This is a genomic window from Stutzerimonas kunmingensis, from assembly GCF_002929225.1.
Classification (GTDB): domain Bacteria; phylum Pseudomonadota; class Gammaproteobacteria; order Pseudomonadales; family Pseudomonadaceae; genus Stutzerimonas.
In genome coordinates, this window is record NZ_PISM01000018.1 from 418,945 (window position 1) to 437,110 (window position 18,166).

Here is an 18,166-nt window from a genome sequence, read left to right on the forward strand (position 1 = left end):
GCCTCGAAAGGGCTCACTGGCCCCGTTTTAATTGTTGTGCCGCCTGTTTGGCGAAGTAAGTCAGGATGCCATCGGCCCCGGCACGCTTGAAGCCGACCAAAGACTCAAGGATGACGGCCTCGCTCAGCCAGCCATTCTGGATGGCGGCCATGTGCATGGCGTACTCGCCGCTGACCTGATAGACGAAGGTCGGCGCCTTGAAGGCATCTTTGACCCGCCAGACGATATCCAGGTAGGGCAGACCGGGCTTGACCATCACCATGTCCGCGCCTTCGGCCAGGTCGGCGCCCACTTCGTGCAGCGCCTCGTCACCGTTGGCCGGGTCCATCTGATAGGTATTCTTATTGCTCTTGCCGAGGTTGGCGGCAGAGCCCACCGCATCTCGAAACGGGCCGTAGTAGGCGCTGGCGTATTTCGCCGAGTAGGCCATGATGCGCACGTTGTGGTGTTCGGCCACTTCCAGCGCCTCGCGAATCGCCTGGATACGACCATCCATCATGTCCGACGGCGCGACCACCTGAGCGCCGGCTTCGGCGTGGGACAGCGCCTGGCGGACCAGCGCGTCGACAGTGACATCGTTCTGCACGTATCCGCTGTCGTCGAGAATGCCGTCCTGGCCGTGCGTGGTGAATGGATCGAGGGCTACGTCGGTGATGATCCCCAGCTCAGGGAAACGCGCGCGCAAGGCGCGCGTGGCGCGCTGGGCGATGCCCTCCGGGTTCCAGGCTTCGGCCGCATCGAGGGACTTCTTCTCCAGCGGTGTCACCGGAAACAGCGCCAGCGCCGGAATGCCCAGCGCCACCAGCTCTTCGGCCTCCTTGAGCAGCAGGTCGATGGACAGGCGCTCCACTCCCGGCATCGACGGCACCGGCTCGCGGCGGTTCTCGCCGTCGAGCACGAACACCGGCAGGATCAGGTCATCGACGGTCAGCACATTTTCGCGCACCAGACGGCGGGAAAAATCGTCACGACGATTGCGACGCAGACGAGTAGCGGGGAACAGCCGGCTGGCAGGAACGAAACTCACGACGGACTCCTGGCCCGCAGAACGGGCGAATATGACGTTTATAGGCCCGACACATGACGAAATGATGACAACGCCAGGCCGTCGAGCCTCCGAAACCGCGCCCATTGTCGCCAGCCATGCCGGCGACTGCCAGTGCTTTGATCAGGCGCAAACTGCCGCGCCAGACATGCGGCAATGAACACCGGCGCATCGCGCGAATCCAACGGAACGTGTGGGGCTTACCTGGAACCGTCCCAGGTATTAGCATCGAACGCATCCGCCGTGCCCGACGCAGGGCCGCTGAACTTGACCAGGAGTACCACCATGAACAAGAAAGTCGCCGTGATCCTCTCCGGCTGTGGCGTCTACGACGGCTCGGAGATCTACGAAAGCGTCATCACCCTGCTGCGCCTGGACCAGCGTGGCGTCAAGGTGCAGTGCTTCGCACCGAACATCCCGCAGATGCACGTGATCAATCACCTGACCGGCGACGAGATGCCGGAGTCGCGCAACGTGCTGACCGAGTCCGCTCGCCTGGCCCGCGGCGAGATCAAGGATCTGCGCGAGGCGCGCGCCGAGGATTTCGACGCGCTGATCATCCCCGGCGGTTTCGGCGCCGCGAAGAACCTCTCCAATTTCGCTACCGAAGGCGCCAGCAGCAAGGCACTGCCGGATGTGGTGGCGCTCGCGCAGGCCTTTGCCGAGGCACGCAAGCCGGTCGGGATGATGTGCATCGCGCCGACCATGGCCGCGCAGATCTTCGGCGCCGGCGTGGTCTGTACCCTTGGCAGTGACGAGGCCGATGCCGCCAAGGCGGTCGCGCAGATGGGCGCCGAGCATCAGGCGTGCGAAGTCAGCGACATCGTCGTGGACAAGCAGCATCGACTGGTCACCACACCGGCGTACATGCTGGCGCAATCCATCAGCGAAGCCGCTTCGGGCATCTACAAGCTGGTCGACCGGGTACTGGAAATGACCACCGAAGACTGATCCGAACGCCGCCGAATGATCCCGGGTCCGCCCGGGATTTTTTTGCGCGAAAGCCGCCAAAGCCGCGGCTGCTCGTGCCGCCACTCTGTTCAGCGCGAACATCCTCGGGCAGCTTGATCGCTCATCCACATGAACGCCGACCATGAACCACGACGACGCCCTGCTCGCCGAGCAGGCCCAGGCGGTACGCCAGATGTTCGAACGCATCCCCTTCAACCAGGCGCTGGGCATCGAACTGGACGAGGTATCGACCTCCCAGGTCGTCATGCACCTGCCGATGAAGCCGGAGCTGGTCGGCAACTTCGTCCACGGCATCCTGCATGGCGGGGTCATCGCCTCGCTGCTGGACGTGGCCGGCGGGGCGATGGCAATGCTCGGCGCCTTCGACAAGCATCGCCATTTGACCACCCAGGAGCGCGCCGCACGGCTTTCCCGGCTGGGAACCATCGATCTGCGCATCGACTACCTGCGCCCAGGCCGAGGCACCCGCTTCAGTGCCAGCGCGATGCTGCTGCGCTCGGGCAACAAGGTCGCAGTGGTGCGTTCTGAGCTGCACAACGAACTGGGCACCCTGATCGCCGTGGGCACCGGCACTTATCTTTGCGGTTGATCAGCCGATAGGAGATTGGCGGCCAGGGCGACCTCTCGTACACTCTGCCGCAGATGGCCATGCGCCACTATTCTCACGAGGCAGGACGCCCGACTGTTCGAGTGCCGCCGCGTGTCCAGACTTCTGTTTTCCGACCTTCCCGCCGACCAGATTGCCCTGCTCGGCCACAGTCACGACCCTCTGCTGGTCGTTCTCTCCTACCTGGTCGCCAGCGCGGCGGCGTTCACCGCACTGGCGCTGGCCAAGCGGGTCAGCCGCAGCGGCAGCCCGCGCGGCCGCGACTTGTGGCGTTGGGTCGGCGCGTTCGCTCTGGGTGGCGGCATCTGGTCGATGCACTTCATCGGCATGCTGGCCTTCAGCGCGCCACTGGACATCAGCTACGACCATCGCATCACCCTGCTTTCGCTGCTGATCGCCATGGCCGTGTCTTATGTGGTGATGCGTCTGCTCGGCCGCGATCGCCTCAGCGTGCCGCAGTACGCGCTGGCCGGCACGGCCGCCGGCATCGGCATCGCCACCATGCACTACACCGGGATGGCGGCGATACGCTCGCTGGCCACGCTCTACTACGCACCGCTGGCCTTCGCTGCCTCTGTTCTGATCGCCATCGGCGCCTCAATCGCCGCGCTGGTGCTGGGATATCACTTCCGCGCCAGCCAGAGCCGGCACCAGCACTGGCAGCGCCTGCTCTGCAGCCTGTTGATGGGCGCGGCGATCGTTTCGATGCACTACACCGGCATGCATGCGCTGACCATGGCAGTCCCCGCCCACATGCTGGAGCACACCGCCCCGTTCGGCAGTCATGGCGGCCAGCATGCCCTCCTCGCCTCGGCAATCGGTCTGGTCGCCCTGCTGGTGATTGTCACCGGCATCGCCGCCAGCTGGGCCGAGCAGCGCTTCAGCGAGCAACGCCAGGCACTCGACCAGGCCGAGCACCAGCTCAACGCGATGACCCATTACGACCCGCTGACCAACCTGTTCAACGGTCGCGCCTTCACCGAGATAGTCACCCAGGTCCTGGCCGCGCGCGAGGAACGTCAGGCGCTGGCCGTGCTGGTGGTGGATCTGGACAACTTCAAGCGCATCAACGACAGCCTCGGCCACCGCAGCGGCGACCTGGCATTGCAACAGGCGGCGCATCGAATCCGTGCGGTACTCGGTCAGCACGACATGCTGGCGCGCTTCTCCGGCGACGAGTTCTGCGTCTTGACCCTCGGCCAGTGGGAGCAGGCCCAAGCGCTGGCCAACCACATCCTCGAACAGCTGCGCCCGCCCTTCACCCTCGGCGACACCCAGCTGCGCCTGACCGCCAGCATCGGCATCAGCCAGTACCCCGAAGACGGCCTGAACTTCGATGCGCTGTTCCGCCACGCCGGCCTCGCGGTCGGCCAGTGCAAGGCCAGCGGCCGCAACCGCAGCCTGCGCTTCAACCCCGCGCTGGAACTGCGCGCCCAGGAGGATCTGTCGCTGGAACAGGACCTGCGCCGGGCACTGAACGAAAACCTCCTCAGCGTGAACTATCAGCCCATCGTCGATGGCCGCAGCGGCGAGCCGGTGAGCCTCGAGGCGCTGGTGCGCTGGCAGCATCCGCAGCAGGGTTTCATCAGCCCCGAGCGCTTCGTCGGACTGGCCGAGCAACACGGTTTCGTCGCCGAGCTGGACGCCTGGGTCGCGCGCCGCGCCTGTGCCGACCTAGTCGCCTTGCTCGATGAGGGCTACGACCTGCGGGTAGCGGTCAATTGCTCCGCGCTCAACCTGTCCAATCTGCAGATGCCGGAGGTCGTCGCGCGCATTCTCGAACGTACCGGTCTCGACCCGGCGCGGCTGACCGTGGAAGTCACCGAGAATGCGCTGATGAACAGCCTTGGCGCGGCGGTGCGCACCCTCGATGCCGTCCGTGAGCTCGGGGTGAAGGTGTCCATCGATGATTTCGGCAGCGGCTATTCCTCGCTGGCCTACCTGCGCAAGCTGCCGGTGGACACCCTCAAGGTCGACCGCGCCTTCGTTCAGGAAATCGCCGAGCAGGCCAATGACCGCGCCATCACCGCGGCAATCATCGCCATGGCGCATAAACTCGGTCTCAAGGTGGTGGCCGAAGGCGTCGAGGAGGAGGTACAGCTGGCCTACCTGCGCGAAAACGGCTGCGATTACATCCAGGGCTACTACTACAGCCGCCCGCTGCCATTGTCGGCACTGCGCGACTGGCTGGCCGCGCGGCGGCCGCTCACTGCGGGCGCGACAATCGCGTGAGCAGGCGATCCAAGGAATTGGCGAAGGCCTGGCGGTCGCGCTCGCTGTAGGCCCCCTGGCCGCCGCCCATCTGGCCCTGATCGCGTAGATCGGTGAACAGGTTGCGCACCGCCAGCCGCTCGCCCATGTTGCGCTCGTCGAACTCGCGACCGCGCGGGTCGAGCGCCGCGACGCCCTTCTTCACCAGTCGATCGGCCAGCGGAACGTCGCTGCAGATCACCAGATCACCGGGCTCGGCATGTTCGACCAGATAGTCATCGGCTGCATCCGGCCCGCTCGGCACCACGATCAGCCGCACGCAGGCGAACGCCGGCTTGACCTGGCTCTGGCCGGCAACCAGCAGCACCTCGAACCGCCGTTTGAGGGCGAACTTGATCACCTGGTCCTTGGCTGCACGCGGGCAGGCATCGGCATCGATCCACACGCGCATGGCGGTTGCCTCGCTCATGCCACCGCGCGCCTTACCGTCGCCAGCAGCGCCGCCGCGCCGGCGAACATTGCGGCGAAACTGCGGTTGACCAGGCGCTGCTGACGCGGCGTGCGCAACAGCCGCAGCACTTTCGCCGCCAGCCCGGTGTAGCCGGCCATGACGATCAGGTCGACCACCACCATGGTCGCGGCCATCTCGCTGTATTGCAGCAGCAACGGCCGCTGCGGGTCGAGAAACTGCGGCAGTACGGCGAGGATGAAAACGATTGCCTTGGGGTTGCTGGCGTTGACCACAAACCCGCGCAGCATCAGGCTCAGCGGCCTGCCGATGGGTCGCGGGGCGGCGGAATCATCCAGCGCCTCGGGCTGCGCCTGCCACTGCTTCCAGGCCAGCCAGAGCAGATATCCGACGCCGAACCACTTGATCAGGCTGAATGCCAGTTCCGACGTGGCCAGCACCGCACCGACGCCCGCCGCGACCACGGCGATCTGCAGCACCAACGCCAGCTGCAGGCCGATGGCATTCCAGTAGCCGCGCCAGAAGCCGTACTGCAGCCCGCAGGACATCGACGCGATGGCGCCGGCACCCGGGGACAGGCTGATCACCCAACAGGCAACGAAGAACGCGAGCCAGGATTCCAGGGACATGCTGATTACCTCCATTCAACGAGCGCCGGCCGCCCGGCCGGCGCTTTGGTTCAGTCTGGCGAGCCCTTGCCCAGCGTTACCGGCTCCTTGAGCTTGCGCTTCATCGCCTTGCGCATGCGAATGTTCAGTGCCTCGACGCCCAGCGAGAAAGCCATGGCGAAGTAGACGTAACCCTTCGGTACATGCACATCGAAGGCTTCTGCGATGAGCAGCGTGCCGACGACGATGAGGAACGACAGCGCCAGAATCTTCAGCGTCGGATGCTTGTCGATGAACTCGCTGATGGTACCGGCAGCCAGCATCATCACCAGCACCGCGATGACGATCGCCGCGACCATCACCGGGACGTTCTGCACCAGACCGACCGCCGTGATCACCGAGTCCAGCGAGAAGATGATGTCGATCACCGCGATCTGCAGGATGATCCCGATAAACCCGGCCTTTACCACGGCGCCGCCCGCAGCCTGCTCCTCTTCCTCGCCTTCGACGCTGTGCCAGATCTCCATGGTGCTCTTGAACAGGAGGAACAGGCCTCCAAAGAACAGGATCAGATCGCGCCCGGAAACGCCCTCGCCCAGCACCGTGAACAAGTCATTGGTCAGGCGCATCACCCAGGCGATGGATAGCAGCAGCAGGATCCGCGTGCCCATGGCCAGCGCCAGGCCAAAGAAGCGCGCCTTCGGCTGCTGCTCCTTGGGCAGGCGGCTGACAAGAATCGAAATGAAGATGATGTTGTCGATGCCGAGGACGATTTCCAGGGCGGTCAGGGTCAGAAAGGCGACCCATATCTCAGGGTTGCTGAGCCATTCCATGAGGGTTATTACTCGCTGGGGTTACGGTTGTAGAGCTGCACTTCGCTGCCACGCCAACGGCGTACGGCTTTCTGGAAGAACAGACTGTTGGGTACCTGCACGATAGCGCCGGTGCCGGCTTCGGCCACCTCTTCGAGGGTGGTGTAGACCAGATTGATGTCGATGACCCGACCCTTGACGATCGGCTTGTCGAACGCCTCGACAATTTCCACCACATCGCCCAGCCGGAACGGGCCGACAGTGAGGATGAGCACCGCACAGAGCAGGTTGGACAGCACGCTCCAGATCGCGAAGAAGGCGATGGCCGCCACTGCGACGAAACCGGAGATGGCTGTCCACAGCACGGTGGCAGAGACGCCGAAGCGCTCCAGCACCATGATCAGCGCGCCGCCGATGATGAACCAGCGGATGCCGCCGCGCACCGGGATCAGCAACTCCGGTGGCAGCGGATAACGCGACGACAAACGGGTCAGTCCGCGGGCTACCAGACGTTGCAGCACATAGGCCACCAGCAGTATCAACAGCACCTGCAGGCCGAGCATCCACTGCAGGCGCCATTCTTCGACCAATGTCAGCCAGGGTTCGCTCATGTACTGGCCTCCAGTTGCGCCTGCAGGCTCTCCAGTATTTCCAGCGCCTCCAGCCAGGCTTCCTCCAGCTCGCCTTCACGAACCTTCAGCTCGGCCTGTTTGGCCAGCAGCTGGCGCAGCTCGTCCTTGCGTGCTACCTCGTAAAGCGCGCTGTCACCCAGGCTCGTTTCCAGCTCGGCCAGCTTTTCGTGCACCGTCGCCAGGTCCTTCTCCAGCTTGTCCGCCTGGCGCTTGTGCGGCGCCAATTGCTGGCGCAGGGCGGCGGCGGCCTGACGCTGGGCGCGCTTGTCGGTCTTGTCCGCCGCAGGCTCGCCGCCTGCCACAGGCTGCTGACGCGCCCGGTAGTCCACCAGCCAGCGCGCATAGTCTTCGAGATCGCCGTCGAAGCTCGGCACCTGGCCGTCGGCGACCAACAGGAACTCGTCGGTGGTGCTCTTGAGCAGATGACGGTCGTGGGATACGACCAGCACCGCACCTTCGAAATCCTGCAGGGCCAGGGTCAGCGCCAGGCGCATTTCCAGGTCGAGGTGGTTGGTCGGTTCGTCGAGCAGCAACAGGTTGGGCTTGCCCCAGGCGATCAGCGCTAGCGCCAGGCGCGCTTTCTCGCCGCCGGAAAAATTCAGCACCGGCTCGTCGCAGCGCGCTCCGCGGAAATCGAAGCCGCCGAGAAAATCACGCAGCGTCTGCTCGCGCTCGGCCGGAGCGATGCGCTGCAGGTGCAGCAAGGGGCTGGCCTTGGGATCGAGCGAATCCAGCTGATGCTGGGCGAAATAGCCGACCGCCAGGTTCTCGCCGCGCTGCAGACGGCCGGACAGCGGGGCCAGTTCTGCGGAGAGTGTCTTGATCAGCGTTGACTTGCCGGCACCATTCGGCCCCAGCAAACCAATACGCGCGCCGGGCACCAGCTGCAGCTTGACCTTGTCCAGCACCACCTTTTCGCCGTAGCCGAGGCGCCCTTCGGCGAGGTCCAGCAAGGGGCTGGACACCTTGTCCGCCTCGCGGAAGCGGAAGTCGAACGGCGAATCCACGTGCGCCGGCGCCAGTTCTTCGAGGCGCTCCAGCGCCTTGATCCGGCTCTGGGCCTGGCGTGCCTTGGTCGCCTGGGCCTTGAAGCGGCGGATATAGCTTTCCATGTGGGCGCGCTGCGCCTGCTGCTTCTCGAAGGCTTGCTGCTGCTGCGCCAGACGCTCGGCGCGAGTTCTTTCGAAGGCCGAGTAGCCGCCGCGATAGAGCGTCAGTTTGCGCTGTTCCAGATGGATGACGTGATCGACCACCGAGTCGAGGAAATCGCGGTCGTGGGAAATCAGCAGCAAGGTGCCGGGGTAGCCCTTGAGCCAGTCCTCGAGCCAGAGGATCGCATCGAGATCGAGGTGGTTGGTCGGTTCGTCCAGCAGCAGCAGGTCGGACGGGCACATCAGTGCCTGGGCGAGGTTGAGACGCATGCGCCAGCCACCGGAAAAGCTGCTGACCGGCAGCGTCATCTGCTCGTTGGCAAAGCCCAGCCCGGCGAGCAGCTTGCGCGCGCGGGCGTCGGCGCTGTAGCCGTCGACGTTGTCCAGCTCGGTGTGCAGACGCGCCAGCGCGTTGCCATCGTGCGCCTGCTCGGCGGCGGCAAGTTCGCGCTGAATGCGCCGTAGCTCGACGTCGCCATCGAGCACATAGTCCACGGCCAGGCGGTCGAGGGTATCGATCTCCTGGCGCATGTGCGCGATGCGCCAGTCCGGCGGCAACTGGCAATCGCCGCCGTCGGGCACCAGCTCGCCACGCAGCAGCGCGAAGAGGGTGGATTTGCCAGCGCCATTGGCGCCGATCAGGCCGGCCTTCTGGCCGGGGTGCAGGGTCAGCTCGGCGCCTTCCAGCAAACGCTGAGGGCCACGCTGTAGAGTGAGGTTCTGGAGTCGGATCATAATGCCGGCGAGTTTATCAGTTCGCCTGGAAAGCCAGCCGGGCCACCCGCAAAAAAAGGCGTACCACTTATGCCCAACCTGGATCTCTGGACGTTTGCCCTCAACTGCTACGCACGAGAGGGGGTCGAGACTGCCTGCCTGGAACTGCAAAGTCAGGGGGCGGACGTCTGTGTGCTGATCTGCGCGGCCTGGCTGGAAGCACGCGGGGTGGCCTGCAATCAGGAGCGGATGTGTGCGCTGGAAGAAGTCGCTGCACCCTGGCGACACATAGTGGTGGAGCCGCTGCGCGAACTGCGTCAGGCATGGCGCTCGCCGGCTGAACAGGACGAAGCGCTGCGAGAACTGCGCAAAACACTCAAGACACTGGAACTGCAAGCCGAGCGCAGCCTGCTGGAACGGCTACAGACGGCAAGCCGCGAATGGGACGAAAGCGCTGACGCCAACCAGTGGTTGAGCGCTCTTGCGCCGAAAGGTAGTTGCCGCGTTGCGCTGGAAACCCTGCGCAACGCGGCCTATCAGACTCAGCTGGAGCTGGCCGGTGTCTGAGTCGCGGTGCGCTTGGCTGCAGGTTTGCGAGTGGCAGGCTTTTTTGCCACGGCCTTGGCGGCGGGCTTCGCAGTCGCAGGCTTGGCCGCTGAGTCAGCCGCGGCGGGCGCTGCACTGTCAGCTGATTGCGCGGCCGCAGCGGGTTTGGCCACAGTAGCCGAGCGGGCGCGAGTCGGTGCCTTGGCCGTTGCAGGACGTGAGGCTGCAGGCTTGGCCGCGGCACCGCCAGCTGATGTCTTCGCTGCTGTCTTGGTCGGTGCTTTCGTTGGAGCCTTGGCTGGCGTTTTAGCCGCCGGCGCTGTCGCTGCCTTGGTGGTCGGAGCCTTGGCGGATGCTGCTGGCGATTTGGCTGCAGTCGGGGCGGCCTTGCTGGCCGGCTTGCGCGCTGCCGGACGGGAGGTTGCGGCGGGCTTGACGGCCGTCGCCTGCTGCTGGGCGCGCAAGGCCTTGTCAGCGTCATCTGCGACCTTGCGGATGACCTGAGCCAGCTTCAGGCTCTGCTCGGCATCGCGCTTGAGGTCGGCCAGGTAGGTCAGGGTTTCGCTCTGCCGGCTCTGCAGCAATGCAAGGGATTCTTCCAGCTCGCCGAGCCGGGAGCGCGCTTTGGTCTGCGCCTTGGTCTTGCCCGTGCTGCCGGCCTCGTCGAGCTTGGCGCGCGCCTTGGTCAATTTGTCTTGCGCCTTGCCACGCTGCTTTTGCAGCTTGGCGAGCGCACTTTCGGCATCCTTGATCGCCTGGCTGCAGGCTTTGTCCAGATGCTCGATGAGACTGTGGGAAAGTTGCTGCAACAGATGCAGCGGAGTGGTGACCGACTTCTTCTTCGCGGGCATGAAAGTGCCTCCTGGCGGGAACGATGCCCCCATACTAGACGGCCCGCCAGGTGGCCGCCAGGGGACGCGAAGCGCCACACCCGCCGAAGCGGATGGAAGATCTCAGGCCGGAGCAGCCGCCTGCTTATGCGCGGTATGCAGCACCTCGATCAGGCAGTCTTCCAGCTCGAACCGCTCATGCAACAGCTGACCGAGTTTCTTGAGCTCATCGGCCAAGCCCGGGCTACCCAGGCAATCGCCCTTCTCGCAACGATCGTTGAAGCCCAGCGAGACCTGGGTGATGGTTTCGATACGCGGATAGATCTGCTTGGCCAGTTCGATGGCGCGAGCATCACCGAAGGCTTCGGCCTCGGCGAGCAGTTGTTCATAGATTTCGAAGTGGCCGGCAGAGACGTAGTCGACCAGATATTCGCAAAACCGCTGCAGGGCCTGGCGAGCGGCGGCATCGTCACGCTCGGTATGCAGCCCGTCGTACGCATTGATAAGCGCGTGGCGCTCGTTCAACCAACGGTCGATCAGCAGATGTACGCCACCCCAGCGTTCCTGGGCATTCCGACAGCTCTCGAGCATGATGACCTCACTTCCCTAATCGATGTTGCTTTACGCCATTCCGAGACGTTTTTGTCTTTCGGTATCGGCCTTTGGGTGAGTGACGGTGACGAGTGGCAAGAATCCGTCACCGCACGAGCAGACTATGCCGCGCTGCTCGAAGCATCAAGCAAAATGCCGACGAATCTTGCGAGCGCAGCGGCACCGGGTGGATGCCGCACGTCGAGAAGAAGACCGCACAAGCGTGACGGGAGTTCGCCGGGGGAAGGTAAAGATCGGTTCAGTCGCGACGCAGCAGTTGCCACGCACAGACGATGGCCATGCCGATGAAGCCCAGCAGGCTCCACTCGGGGATGCTCAGGCCGAGCATGGTCCAGCTCACCTCGGCGCACTCGGCGGTACCGTGCAGCACCAGCCGCGCGATCTCCTGAAACGGCAACGCCTCCATCATGTATTCCAGGCTCGGCAGGCAGCTCGGCAGCTGATCGGCTGGCACGCTCTGCAACCAGATCTGGCGAATCGCCGTGGCCGCGCCGGCAGCCACAAAGAGCAAGGCGAAACCGGAGTAGACACGCCGCCCCGTCTTTGCCGGCCCGTGAATCGCCGCCGCCAGGCAGATAAGGCCGAAACCGATGACGCAGATGCGCTGGACAATACACAGTGGGCAAGGCGCAAGCCCCATCACGTGCTCCATGTAGAGCGCGACGGCGATCAGCAGGGCGCTGCCCAGAGAGGCGAGAGCGAACAGGGAACGAGGGCTGGCCAGGCGCATGATGGCTCCACTAGCTGGAAAAGTTCGCTACGGTAGTGGAAACGTCGATAGGCTTACAAGCCGCGCGGCAGCGTCAGGCCCGCCACATGGCGGACCTGACTAACCGATCACAAGGTGGCCGGGAGATTGCGATCGAGCAGAACCACGCCCTGCTGGAATAGCCGATTGCTGCTTTCGGTATCACCCAGCTGAGCCAGCAGCCGCGCCAGCTCGGCACAGGTTTCCGGACGATGATCGAAGCGCAGACTCGCTTCCAGGTAATCCCGCGCCTTGCCCCACAGCTCGTTGCGTAGGCTGATCCGCCCCAGCGCCAGCAGCAGCACCGGGTTCTGCGGATGATCCTTGAGCCAGCCTTCGGCGTGTGCGAGCTGGCGCGCCGGATCGCGACCCTGCACCCTTCCATAGCGTTCGACCAGGCGATCATCGAACTGGCGTTTGATCGCGGTGTAGAGCACCTCTTCGGCCTTCACCTGGGCGCCGAGACGAGCGAGCCCATCCGCATACGCACGCACCGCCAATGGCTCGCTGCGCAGCGCGCTGGGCACAGTCTGCCAGCGCTGGTTCAGCGCTTCGAGGCTGGTCTCGGCAGGCAGGTCGGAGGGCTGACCGGCCTGTTCCACCGCGGCAGTCCAGGCCAGCACTTCCAACTCGTTCAGGCGTGCCGGTGGCAGCACGCGGTGCTTGCGCAGCTCCGGCAGCAACCGGCACAGCGCCGACCAGTCCTCCAGCTGCACGTAGAGTTGCTGGAGCAAGGTAAGAACGTAAGGGTGACGCGGATGGTCGTTTTGCAGTTCACCAAGCGATGCGCGCGCCTCGACATACTGGCCGCGGGCGATCTGCAGCTGCGCCTGCGTCAGGCCGATCGCCAGCGCCGCCTCGGGCTCGCGCTCGCGCGCCTTCTGCAGCAGCTCGTCGCTCTGCGCATATTCACCCAGCTCATTGGCTGCGCGCGCAGCACCCAGGTAATGCACCAGCGGCTGCTGATCCTTTTCTGCCGCCAACTGCAGATGCCCCAGCGCCGGCGCCCACTGCCCCTCGGCAAGCTCGCGCAACCCACGGCGAGAAGCCTTCTCCACCCGCCGAGCGCGGTGCCGGCGCGACCAGGGGTTGACCAGCGCCCCGGAGACCTGCAGCAGCCCGAGCAACCAGTGCACCACCATGGCCACCAGCCAGAGGCAGGCGACCAGGGCGAGGAATACCCAAAAGCTGGATTCGTAACGGAACTGGTCGTAGGTGATCAGCACGTAGCCGGCACTCTGGCTGATTGCCCAGCCGAGAAAGCCCGCGATCGCCAGCAGAAGGATGAATACAAGAGCCAGACGTTTCATGTGCGCTGAGCCTCCTGCGCCTCATTCTCGGCCTCGGGCTCAGCCGGCGAATCTGAGGATTCAGACGATTCCGGCGCTTGCGCCTCATCGCCGCGCTCACGCTTCTGCACATAGCCCTGCAGCGCCTGCAATGCTGGCGCGAGATCAGGCAGGGTCACCTCCACCTCGCGCCGCGACAGCTCGTCGAGACGTTTGCGCAGGCCACTCGCCTGGCCATTGTCTTCGCTGAAGTGATCCTTGAGCACAGAGCTGGCCTGTTCCAGCGACTGCCGGTAGACCTCGGCATTGCCATTGAGCACCGCCCACTGGGCCTGCTCGATGGCCAGCGAAAGGGCCAGTCGCACCTGCCCCAGGGTCTGTCCGGCGAGCAGCGGCTTGACGTCGCCGCTGGCATCGAACTCCACACGCACATAGCGCGTCAGCTCGTTCAGCCAGCGCTGCCAGCGGCTGTCCTGCGCGCTTTCCGACTGCGCCTCGCCATTGACGAACTCCGGCGCCAGCGCGCTGAGCTGAGCGGTTTGCCCGCGCAAGGCGCCGAGCTGCAGAAACAGCCCGGTGCGATCGAGCTCCGGCAGGCTGCGCAGGGCTTCGAGCCCTTCCAGCAGCTTCTGCCGCGTGCTGTAGGCGCCGGGATCGTCCTGTTTCTGCAGAATCAGGTCAGCTTCGTGCACCAGCATCTCGGCGCTGTTCACGTCCTGCATGGCCGAGAGCTGCAGCATCGCCATGCGCAGCAGGTGTTCGGCCTCGGCCAGGCGCCACTCTTCGCGACTGGCACCGAGCACCTGCTCGACACGCCCGGAAAGGCGCTGTTGATCGCTCTGCAATGTCGCCAGCAAGCGCCGCCGTTCCTCCAGCTCGCTAGCCGAAGGCAGCTGCTCCAGCCGGCCCAGACGTGCCGCCAGCTCACGCTCACGCTCGGCCAGCTGGCGAGTCTTCTCATCGGCACTCTGCAGGGCTTCGAGCTGACGATCCTCGTCGGCGCCAAGCTGCTGCAGCTGCCAGACACCATAGCCGCCAAGCGCCACACCGCCCAGGCCGACCAGCAGCGCCAGAGCCGCAAGAGACTTCCCGCCACCGCTGGACGCCGGCCGGGATGGCTCAGGCTTGGCGGGTTTGACCGGATCGACGGCGGGGGTCGGCTCACTGGCGGGGGGTTGCAGCGGTTCTTTCTTGGAGTCTGCTTCGCTCACGTTTCCATCCTTTGCTTCAGGAGGCGGTCACCGCGGTTTCCCGCAACGCCGCCAGCAAGGCCGCGACGCTGGCGCCACGGCAATCCACAATTCGTTTGGCGCCCAGCTGCCGAGCCATCTCCGCCACCCGCGGGCTGGGTACGAACAAGGGTAGCTCAAGCATTTCGGGCCAGGTATCGGCCGCCAGCTCACGCAGCGACAGCAAACCCTGCCCACTGCTGACCACCAGGCCGTTGAGCCGTTCCGAGCGGAGCGTGGCGGCGAGTGTTCCCGCGGGGTAATCGGGCAGGTAGCGCCGGTACAGCTCGAGGATATCCGTCTGCACCCCGCGCGCGCGCAATGTCTCGGCGAGCAGCTCGCGGCCGCCCTCCCCACGCAGGATCAGCACCTTCGGATCGGGTCGTGCCAACGCCTCGCCGAGCCGCGGCAGCGCCAGCAGCGCCTCGCTGTCGTCGCCGAGCGACGGCCAGCTGGCGTCCAGTCCGTAGTCGGCGAGTATCGCGCCGGTGGCGGCACCGACGCTGAACCAGGCTGGGCCGAGCGGAGGTTGCGGCCAATAGCGATCGAGTAGCTCGATACCCAGCCGGGCCGCCGGCTTGCTGACCACGATGACCGCGCAGTAGCGATCCAGCTCGAGAACCGTCGCGCGCTGCTGGGCGGTTTCCGGCAAGGGTTCGATCGCCAGCAGCGGCAGGCTGGCACTGTGAATCCCCGCTTCAGCCAATACCGCCGCAACCGCGCCACACTCCTCGGCCGGCCGGGTCAGCAGCAGACGCCAGCTGGTCACGCGTGACCAGCCTCGCCGTAGACTGCCTGGAGAATCTGCTCCGCGCCCTGATCCAGCAGCGCTTCGGCAACCTGCACACCCAGCGCCTCGGCATCGGCGGCGGGCGCACGGCCCTCGGCGCGCAGCAGCACGGTGCCGTCCGGCTGGCCGACCAATCCGCGCAACCACAGCTGGTCGCCTTCGAGCACCGCGTAACAGGCGATCGGCACCTGGCAGCCGCCGTTCAAGCGCTTGTTCAAGGCGCGCTCGGCGACGACACGTGTCGCGGTCGGCGCGTGATTCAGGCATTCCAGCAGCGCATGCAGTTCGCTGTCGGTGGTACGGCATTCGATGCCAACCGCACCCTGACCGCCGGCCGGCAGGCTCTCGTCGACGCTGATGCTGGAGCGGATACGTTCACCGAAGCCAAGGCGGATCAGCCCGGCGGCAGCGAGGATGATGGCGTCGTACTCACCAGCATCGAGCTTGGCCAGTCGGGTGTTAACGTTGCCGCGCAGGAACTGGATCTTCAGGTCCGGCCGACGCGCCAGCAGCTGGGCCTGACGGCGCAGCGACGAGGTGCCGACCACACTGCCGGGCGGCAGCGCATCGAGGTCGTCGAAATGATTGGAGACGAAGGCGTCGCGCGGGTCTTCGCGCTCGCAGATGCAGTACAGGCCCAGCCCTTCGGGAAACTCCATCGGCACGTCCTTCATGGAGTGCACGGCGATGTCCGCTTCGTTCTCCATCAGCGCAGTTTCCAGCTCCTTGACGAACAGGCCCTTGCCGCCGATCTTCGCCAGCGGCGCGTCAAGCAGCTTGTCGCCGCGGCTGACCATCGGCACCAGGCTGACCTTCAGCCCTGGGTGCGACGCCTCCAGGCGCGCCTTGACGTATTCAGCCTGCCACAGGGCCAGGGCGCTCTTGCGGGTAGCGATGCGAATTTCGCGAGACATGGGCAATTCCAGAACAGTGAATTGCCGGCGATGATAACAGGCCGGACAACCAGCCTGGGTTGGCCGGAATCAAGTAAAAGGTGGTATCACGCCACCGCGCCGGCGCCCGCCAGCTGCACGAGCTGACGGCCTCCAACGCAGCGAACCGTACTGGTTCAGAGGTTCTGCATCAGCTTGCGCACACCGGCCACATGGCGACGGCTCACAGTCAGCGCCTCACCCTCGAGCCCCTTGAGGAACAGCTGGAAATGCCCGAGCGGCGTGCGCTGCAGGCGCTCGATACGATCACGGAACACCAGCGCGTTGCGGTGGATACGCACGAAGCGCTCGCCGAACTCGTCTTCCAGAGACTTCAACGGCTCGTCCAGCAGCACCTCGCCACCGATATGGCGCAGGGTGACGTACTTGTGGTCGGCGATGAAGTAGATCACGTGGTCCAGCGGAATCAGCTCGATGCCCTTTCGGGTACGCGCGCTGATGTGGGTGCGAGGCCCGGCACCGGAAACCGCTGCCGGCCGGGTCAACGCAGCGAGCTGCACTCGGTTCGGCCGTTCCGCCTTCTTCAAGGCCTCGGTGAGGTGTTCCGGGCGCACCGGCTTGACCAGATAGCCAACCGCGCTGACCTGGAAAGCCTCCAGAGCAAATTCATCATGGGCAGTACAAAAGATCACGGCAGGCGGCGCATCCGTCTCGCAAAGCCTGGCTGCAACCTGCAGGCCATCTAGCCCCGGCATGCGGATATCCAGCAGCACGACATCAGGGCGCAGTTCCTCGATCAGCGTCAGTGCTTCTTCGCCATTGCTGGCAGCGGGCTCGAGGACACGATAGCCGTCGAGGTCACCTACCAGTCGGCTGAGGCGCTCGCGGGCTAGAGGTTCGTCATCGACAATCAGGACATTCATATAGATCTGGCTTCCTGCGTTTGTCTCGCACATGGATAGCGTAGACATGTGTAATGGCGGCCTTCACGGCGCTCCACGCTGAGACTCGCTAGCGGACCGAAAAGTGCCGCTAATCGTGCGTCGATGTTCTGCAGACCCTGCCGTGTCCCGCGGGAAGCCTGCGCTTGAGCGGTTTCGTCGAAGGGGTTGCTGACCACCAACTGAAACACGCCATCGACATAATCGGCGGTTACGCTCACCACACCTCCCTCGATACGGGGCTGGATGCCATACACCAGCGCATTCTCCAGCAACGGTTGCAGCGTCAGCTGTGGAATCGGCAGATCGTCCGGTACGCCGGCGACCTGCCAGTCCATCTGTAGACGGTCGCCCAGGCGATATTGTTCGATCGACAGGTAGCGCCGCGACAACTCCAGCTCCTCGCTCCAGGCCACCAACGTGCCGGGCCGCGCCAGGCTGGCACGGAACAGGTCCGACAGATCCAGCACCGCCTGCTCGGCCTTGACCGGATCGCTGGCCACCAGTGCGGCGATGCTGTTGAGGCTGTTGAACAGGAAATGCGGACGGATGCGCGCCTGCAGCGACTCGATCCGCGCCCGCAGCTCGGCCTGCTCCTGGCGGCGCCACTGACTCTGCAGATAGAAATAGCGTAGCAACAGCCCGGACATGATCAGGCTGATCAGCGCGTGACGCAGGTAGAGATTGACCTCCCCATCGCGCGAAAGCGGGCCGCCGAGCTGGTAGATATCGGCCACGGCGGTGCAGGCCAGGGTCAGCCCGACCACCAGCGCGCAGCAGGCCAGCCCGGCGAAGGCAGTGCGCAGACGCGCCAGCACGGGCCGCAGCAGACACATGGTGCCGGCCGAGAGCAGCACGATCCACTGCACGAACAACGACGTCAGCGCCAGCCGCATCCAGTCAAAGCCAGGCTGCATCGGCTCGGCCAGCACCAGCACGAACACCAGCAACTCGGCGAGCAGGACCAGGCCAAGCAAGGCATCGGGCTGGCACAGCTCGGGGACGAAGAAGTCATCGGATACGGCAGTGGATTTCACGCGCTTCAGCCTGTGGTTTACCTGCCCGGC

At 65.0% G+C, this 18,166-nt stretch carries 19 protein-coding genes; 4 read left to right on the forward strand and 15 right to left on the reverse strand.

What is annotated here, in order from left to right:
• Window positions 1-13 precede the first annotated feature (13 nt).
• Window positions 14-1,027 (reverse strand): porphobilinogen synthase, encoded by a 1,014-nt coding sequence (hemB, locus tag CW305_RS12530; protein ID WP_090522012.1) that lies wholly within the window; start codon window positions 1,025-1,027, stop codon window positions 14-16.
• Window positions 1,028-1,330: 303 nt separating this feature from the next.
• Between hemB and elbB the strand changes: the two genes are divergently transcribed.
• The 3 genes from elbB (at window position 1,331) to CW305_RS12545 (ending at window position 4,856) form a co-directional block, all read left to right on the forward strand.
• A complete protein-coding gene (elbB, locus tag CW305_RS12535) occupies window positions 1,331-1,996 on the forward strand; it encodes an isoprenoid biosynthesis glyoxalase ElbB (protein ID WP_003301082.1) in 666 nt (221 codons plus the stop codon).
• Between the two features lie 142 nt (window positions 1,997-2,138).
• Window positions 2,139-2,606 carry a thioesterase family protein gene (locus tag CW305_RS12540; protein ID WP_003301083.1) on the forward strand — a complete coding sequence of 156 codons (468 nt, stop codon included), beginning with the start codon at window positions 2,139-2,141 and terminating at the stop codon, window positions 2,604-2,606.
• A 111-nt stretch (window positions 2,607-2,717) separates the two neighbouring features.
• Window positions 2,718-4,856, forward strand: a complete 2,139-nt coding sequence (locus CW305_RS12545) for a putative bifunctional diguanylate cyclase/phosphodiesterase (RefSeq protein ID WP_104098044.1) — start codon at window positions 2,718-2,720, stop codon at window positions 4,854-4,856.
• Here CW305_RS12545 and CW305_RS12550 read toward each other — a convergent pair.
• Genes CW305_RS12550 through CW305_RS12570 form a run of 5 tightly spaced genes read right to left on the reverse strand, consistent with a single transcriptional unit; the run spans window position 4,831 to window position 9,242 of the window.
• Window positions 4,831-5,286, reverse strand: a complete 456-nt coding sequence (locus CW305_RS12550) for a YaiI/YqxD family protein (RefSeq protein ID WP_003301085.1) — start codon at window positions 5,284-5,286, stop codon at window positions 4,831-4,833. The genes CW305_RS12545 and CW305_RS12550 overlap by 26 nt on opposite strands.
• Window positions 5,287-5,300: 14 nt before the next feature.
• Window positions 5,301-5,933, reverse strand: a complete 633-nt coding sequence (locus CW305_RS12555) for a LysE family transporter (RefSeq protein ID WP_042926330.1) — start codon at window positions 5,931-5,933, stop codon at window positions 5,301-5,303.
• 50 nt (window positions 5,934-5,983) lie between these two features.
• Window positions 5,984-6,745, reverse strand: coding sequence for a TerC family protein (locus tag CW305_RS12560; protein WP_104098045.1), 762 nt, complete (start codon window positions 6,743-6,745; stop codon window positions 5,984-5,986).
• A gap of 8 nt (window positions 6,746-6,753) precedes the next feature.
• A complete protein-coding gene (locus CW305_RS12565; protein ID WP_104098046.1) occupies window positions 6,754-7,335 on the reverse strand; it encodes a mechanosensitive ion channel domain-containing protein in 582 nt (193 codons plus the stop codon).
• On the reverse strand, window positions 7,332-9,242 hold the full coding sequence (locus CW305_RS12570) for an ATP-binding cassette domain-containing protein (protein ID WP_104098047.1): 1,911 nt from the start codon (window positions 9,240-9,242) through the stop codon (window positions 7,332-7,334). Before CW305_RS12570 ends, CW305_RS12565 begins: the two co-directional genes overlap by 4 nt.
• 69 nt (window positions 9,243-9,311) lie before the next feature.
• Between CW305_RS12570 and CW305_RS12575 the strand changes: the two genes are divergently transcribed.
• Window positions 9,312-9,788, forward strand: coding sequence for a TIGR02444 family protein (locus CW305_RS12575; protein WP_041015167.1), 477 nt, complete (start codon window positions 9,312-9,314; stop codon window positions 9,786-9,788).
• On the opposite strand, the gene CW305_RS12580 is transcribed toward CW305_RS12575, so the two are convergent.
• The 9 genes from CW305_RS12580 to CW305_RS12620 form a co-directional block, all read right to left on the reverse strand.
• Window positions 9,764-10,618 carry an AlgP family protein gene (locus tag CW305_RS12580; RefSeq protein WP_104098048.1) on the reverse strand — a complete coding sequence of 285 codons (855 nt, stop codon included), beginning with the start codon at window positions 10,616-10,618 and terminating at the stop codon, window positions 9,764-9,766. The two genes, CW305_RS12575 and CW305_RS12580, sit on opposite strands and share 25 nt — an antisense overlap.
• 102 nt (window positions 10,619-10,720) lie before the next feature.
• Window positions 10,721-11,188 (reverse strand): Rsd/AlgQ family anti-sigma factor, encoded by a 468-nt coding sequence (locus CW305_RS12585; RefSeq protein WP_014821744.1) that lies wholly within the window; start codon window positions 11,186-11,188, stop codon window positions 10,721-10,723.
• A 259-nt stretch (window positions 11,189-11,447) separates the two neighbouring features.
• Window positions 11,448-11,939: a disulfide bond formation protein B gene (locus CW305_RS12590; RefSeq protein WP_104098049.1), complete on the reverse strand. Its 492-nt coding sequence runs from the start codon at window positions 11,937-11,939 to the stop codon at window positions 11,448-11,450.
• 107 nt (window positions 11,940-12,046) lie between these two features.
• Window positions 12,047-13,267 carry a heme biosynthesis HemY N-terminal domain-containing protein gene (locus tag CW305_RS12595; RefSeq protein ID WP_102832907.1) on the reverse strand — a complete coding sequence of 407 codons (1,221 nt, stop codon included), beginning with the start codon at window positions 13,265-13,267 and terminating at the stop codon, window positions 12,047-12,049.
• On the reverse strand, window positions 13,264-14,457 hold the full coding sequence (locus CW305_RS12600; protein ID WP_104098050.1) for a uroporphyrinogen-III C-methyltransferase: 1,194 nt from the start codon (window positions 14,455-14,457) through the stop codon (window positions 13,264-13,266). Before CW305_RS12600 ends, CW305_RS12595 begins: the two co-directional genes overlap by 4 nt.
• 16 nt (window positions 14,458-14,473) lie before the next feature.
• Window positions 14,474-15,244 carry a uroporphyrinogen-III synthase gene (locus CW305_RS12605; RefSeq protein ID WP_104098051.1) on the reverse strand — a complete coding sequence of 257 codons (771 nt, stop codon included), beginning with the start codon at window positions 15,242-15,244 and terminating at the stop codon, window positions 14,474-14,476.
• Window positions 15,241-16,179: a hydroxymethylbilane synthase gene (hemC, locus tag CW305_RS12610; protein WP_023446096.1), complete on the reverse strand. Its 939-nt coding sequence runs from the start codon at window positions 16,177-16,179 to the stop codon at window positions 15,241-15,243. Before hemC ends, CW305_RS12605 begins: the two co-directional genes overlap by 4 nt.
• Before the next feature lie 155 nt (window positions 16,180-16,334).
• Window positions 16,335-17,081, reverse strand: a complete 747-nt coding sequence (locus CW305_RS12615; protein ID WP_014821750.1) for a LytR/AlgR family response regulator transcription factor — start codon at window positions 17,079-17,081, stop codon at window positions 16,335-16,337.
• Window positions 17,078-18,136: a sensor histidine kinase gene (locus CW305_RS12620; RefSeq protein WP_041015348.1), complete on the reverse strand. Its 1,059-nt coding sequence runs from the start codon at window positions 18,134-18,136 to the stop codon at window positions 17,078-17,080. Before CW305_RS12620 ends, CW305_RS12615 begins: the two co-directional genes overlap by 4 nt.
• Window positions 18,137-18,166 lie beyond the last annotated feature (30 nt).